This window comes from Binatus sp. (SeqCode) (genome assembly GCF_035272065.1).
Classification (GTDB): Bacteria; Desulfobacterota; Binatia; order Binatales; family Binataceae; genus Binatus.
This window is the reverse complement of sequence record NZ_DATEQZ010000012.1, coordinates 1-3,335: the sequence shown is the minus strand read 5'-3', so window position 1 is coordinate 3,335 and position 3,335 is coordinate 1. Positions and strand designations below refer to the sequence as shown.

The following is a 3,335-nucleotide window of genomic DNA, read 5'->3' as shown; positions in this document are numbered from 1 at the left end:
CACTTTCATCTCCGCGCGCAGCCGCATCAGGTGACCTGGCTCCACGGCTTCGACCCGCCAGAAGTCGAGCGCTTCTCCCACGCGCACCGAGTCGGCGTCGCGCCGTCCGCGGCGCAGGCCTACTCCACCGCACAGGCGGTCCATGGCACCGCGGATGCGCCAAGCCCAATTCATGTAGAGCCAGCCGCGCGTTCCACCGAGCCCGGTGAAGGCCCGGAAAATCGCCTCAGCCGGCGCATCAACGGCGATCTGCCGGTGCTCGATGATCATGCCTTCGTGCGTTGTCAGCTTGACCGGGGTTGCGTCTGCCTGACTCGTGGACAGCGCGTCGCTCCAGGCGGTCTCGACCTTGTCGGCTCGGAGTTTTTCCAGCGCGAGTTTCACGGCGGTCCGATAGTCCAGCGGCTGGATCGCAGGGAAAAGACGCCGCGCGACATCGTCGCGCACGATAATCTCGTTGCGCAGGCCGGCGATGAGCGGCCTGGCAATGGCCGCGGGAATCGGCGTCACGAAGTGAACCCAATACGAGGAGAGATTCGGCGTGAGGACTGGCACCGGCACGAGCCAGCGCCGAAGCCCGCGGACTTCGGCGTAGAAGATGAGCATTTCGCCATAAGTGATCACGTCGGCGCCGCCGATCTCGATCGTCCGCCCCGCGCTGTCTGGAACGCGGAGCGCCTCGATGAGATAGTCCAGCACGGTGCGGATGGCGATGGGTTGTATGCGGGTGTACACCCAGCGCGGGCAAATCATCACGGGCACCCGCTCAGTGAGGTAGCGGATCATTTCGAAGGACAAACTCCCCGAACCCACGATGACTCCAGCGCGAAACTCGGTGACGGGCACGCCGCTTTTCCGCAGGGCATCGCCCGTCGCATGCCGGGAACTAAGATGCGCCGAAAGCGCCGTCCCGGGATCGCCCAGGCCGCCTAGATAGATGATGCGCTCGACTCCGGCGCTTTTCGCCGCCGCGCCAAAATTGCGGGCCACCATCACGTCGCGCTCGGGAAAATCAGAACCCGCTCCGAGGCTGTGCACGAGATAATAGGCGACGGCGACCCCGCGCATGGCATCCACCAGCGACTCCGGGCGAAGCACATCGCCTACAACCAGCTCTACGTCGCCCCGCCACGGTCTTCCCTGCAATCGCGAGGCGTCGCGTGCCAGGCATCGCACGCGGACACCAGACTCGAGCAGTCTCGGGACAAGCCGCCCGCCGATGTATCCGGTGACACCGGTCACCAGCGCGGGTCGGTCGTTGGATTGGGCGTTCGAAAAATTCATGGCACGGGATGGAGGCCATCACCGATGGTTGGGAGTCATCTCCACGCGGATCATCACCTCATTGCGGCGCAGGAAGACGGGTGTCCACGGCGGGTCGTAATAGGCGAAGACGGGGTCGCCTTTTTCCGCAATCTTCTGCACGCGCAGCCATGCCTTGAGTTTCTCGATGGCCGTCTTTTCGTTCTGCGCCGTGCGCCCGCCGCCGAAGCGCATCACCGCGCATCTCGCCGCATCGACCTTGCCCAGACTGACGCTGTCTCCAGCTGGCTTCGGCACACCTTTCTCCACGGCTTTCTTCGGCATGATGAAGCTCATCGTCTTTTTGTCTTTAGCGGCGTCGATCAAGACCGGCGACGTCATCGCGATCTTTTCCGCTTCCGCATTACTGCCGGTGATAAACCGGAACAACTGCCCGAAGCTGCGGTTCATTTCACCATCGTCCATCGGTATCGTGGCCAGGGTGAATGCCGGGTAGTCGCGGATTTCAAATGGCGCGTCAGTGCGGACGACTTTATAACTCGGAGTTTCGGTCGCCGCGCGGGAAGTGGTCACGAGCCAAAAAATCCCGAGCGCGATGGGCATCACTATGGCGAGGATAAGCGGCATTTTGTAGCGTTCATAGGTTGGGTGTGAAATCCGTAGCGAGGCCGAGGTGTTCCCACGCGGCGAGTTCGCTTGCAGCCGAGGCGAGTTTTTTCCGCACCTTGTCGTTCGCGTACTTTCCCAGGACCAGGCGCAGCGGCGGCGCGTTGGATTCGACGGCGCCGATGATGGCGTCCGCCGCCTTGTCCGGATCGCCTGGTTGCCTGCCGTTCATGGTTTCGAGAAAGCGAAGGAACTTGCCGCTCGATCGGTCGTAATCGGCGATGTGGTTTCCCGCGCGTTCGAGCGAACGCCCGCTGAACTCGGTGCGAAACGGTCCCGGCTGCACGATGATAACTTTGATGCCAAGCGGTTTTAGTTCGGCGGAGAGCGATTCCGACACGCCTTCGAGCGCCCATTTCGCTGCACCGTAGATGGAAAAGCCGGCGTAATTTGAGATCACGGCGGCGGCGGAAATGTTCACGATGTGGCCGCTGTGCTGCGCGCGCAGGATCGGCAGCGCCGCGCGGATGACCTCCAGCGCGCCGAAAAAATTGGCGTCGAGATTGCGCGCGATTTGTTCGTCGCTGAGTTCCTCGAGGGCGCCTACCAGGCCGTAGCCCGCGTTGTTCACGACCACATCGATCCGGCCGAATGCCGCCACCGCCTGCGCGATCGCGGCTTTCACCTGCGAGGGCTCGGTGACGTCGAGCGCGAGTGCGCGACACGTCTCCGGATGCCGGGCGACAAGGTCGTCGAGTTGTGTCGGCTTCCGCGACGTTGCGACGAGCCGGTGCCCTCGCGCGAGCACGTGCGTCGCAAGGGCGCGTCCCAAGCCGCCGGAGCAGCCGGTGATGAGCCAGACCGGCGGTTGTGGTTGTTCGTTCATCGAGTCACGGAATTACCGGAGGAGTTCGTTTTGCTTGGCGCTTCGGACGCCGAGAAACCGCTTCGCATCGCGGACCTGTCGCGATTATTCTTTTGAACACAGTATGGAACCTGATCACGCAAAAGAACGCGAAGCCGAGATCGAGCTTTTGAAACGGATCGGTCAGGGCGACCGCGGGAGTTTCGAGGAGCTTTACGATCGGTTTTCGGGCGTCTTGTTTTCCACGGCTTATCGCGTGCTGAACAATCAGGTAGCCGCCGAGGACGTGCTGCAGGATGTCTTCATCCAGATCTGGGAAAAGGCGCCCCTTTATAATCCGGCCCTCGGCAAACCGCTGACCTGGGCGGTGACGCTCACTCGCAACAAGGCCATCGATCGCCTGCGCTCGACACAGCGCCGCAATCGGCTCCAGGACGACGTGCAGCGCGAGTCTGAAATTTTTGAGCAATTCGACGGCCAGAGTTCTTTCGATGCGGTGGCGTCGGTGGAGACGAGCAAGCTGGTACGCGAGGCGATTGAGGAGCTCTCGAAGGACCAGCGCCAGGTGATCGAACTCGCGTTCTTTTCCTCGATGACCCAG

4 protein-coding genes are annotated in these 3,335 nt (G+C 62.3%); 1 reads left to right on the top strand and 3 read right to left on the bottom strand.

Features of this window, described 5'->3' with window-relative positions:
- The 3 genes from VJX68_RS01650 to VJX68_RS01640 all read right to left on the bottom strand — a co-directional run.
- On the bottom strand, window positions 1-1,284 hold a 1,284-nt coding region (locus VJX68_RS01650), incomplete at its 3' end, for an SDR family oxidoreductase (protein ID WP_324093898.1).
- Window positions 1,285-1,302: 18 nt separating this feature from the next.
- Window positions 1,303-1,890 (bottom strand): SOUL family heme-binding protein, encoded by a 588-nt coding sequence (locus VJX68_RS01645; protein ID WP_324093897.1) that lies wholly within the window; start codon window positions 1,888-1,890, stop codon window positions 1,303-1,305.
- Window positions 1,891-1,900: 10 nt separating this feature from the next.
- Complete coding sequence (locus tag VJX68_RS01640; protein WP_324093896.1) at window positions 1,901-2,755, bottom strand: oxidoreductase; 855 nt, start codon at window positions 2,753-2,755, stop codon at window positions 1,901-1,903.
- A gap of 34 nt (window positions 2,756-2,789) precedes the next feature.
- Between VJX68_RS01640 and VJX68_RS01635 the strand changes: the two genes are divergently transcribed.
- The coding region (locus VJX68_RS01635; RefSeq protein WP_324093895.1) for an RNA polymerase sigma factor at window positions 2,790-3,335 on the top strand (546 nt) is incomplete at its 3' end.

Bases quoted from the DNA above. Each gene is read 5' to 3' on its own strand.
- VJX68_RS01645 (WP_324093897.1), bottom strand. From the start codon at position 1,890: ATGCCGCTTATCCTCGCCATAGTGATGCCCATCGCGCTCGGGATTTTT.
- VJX68_RS01640 (WP_324093896.1), bottom strand. From the start codon at position 2,755: ATGAACGAACAACCACAACCGCCGGTCTGGCTCATCACCGGCTGCTCC.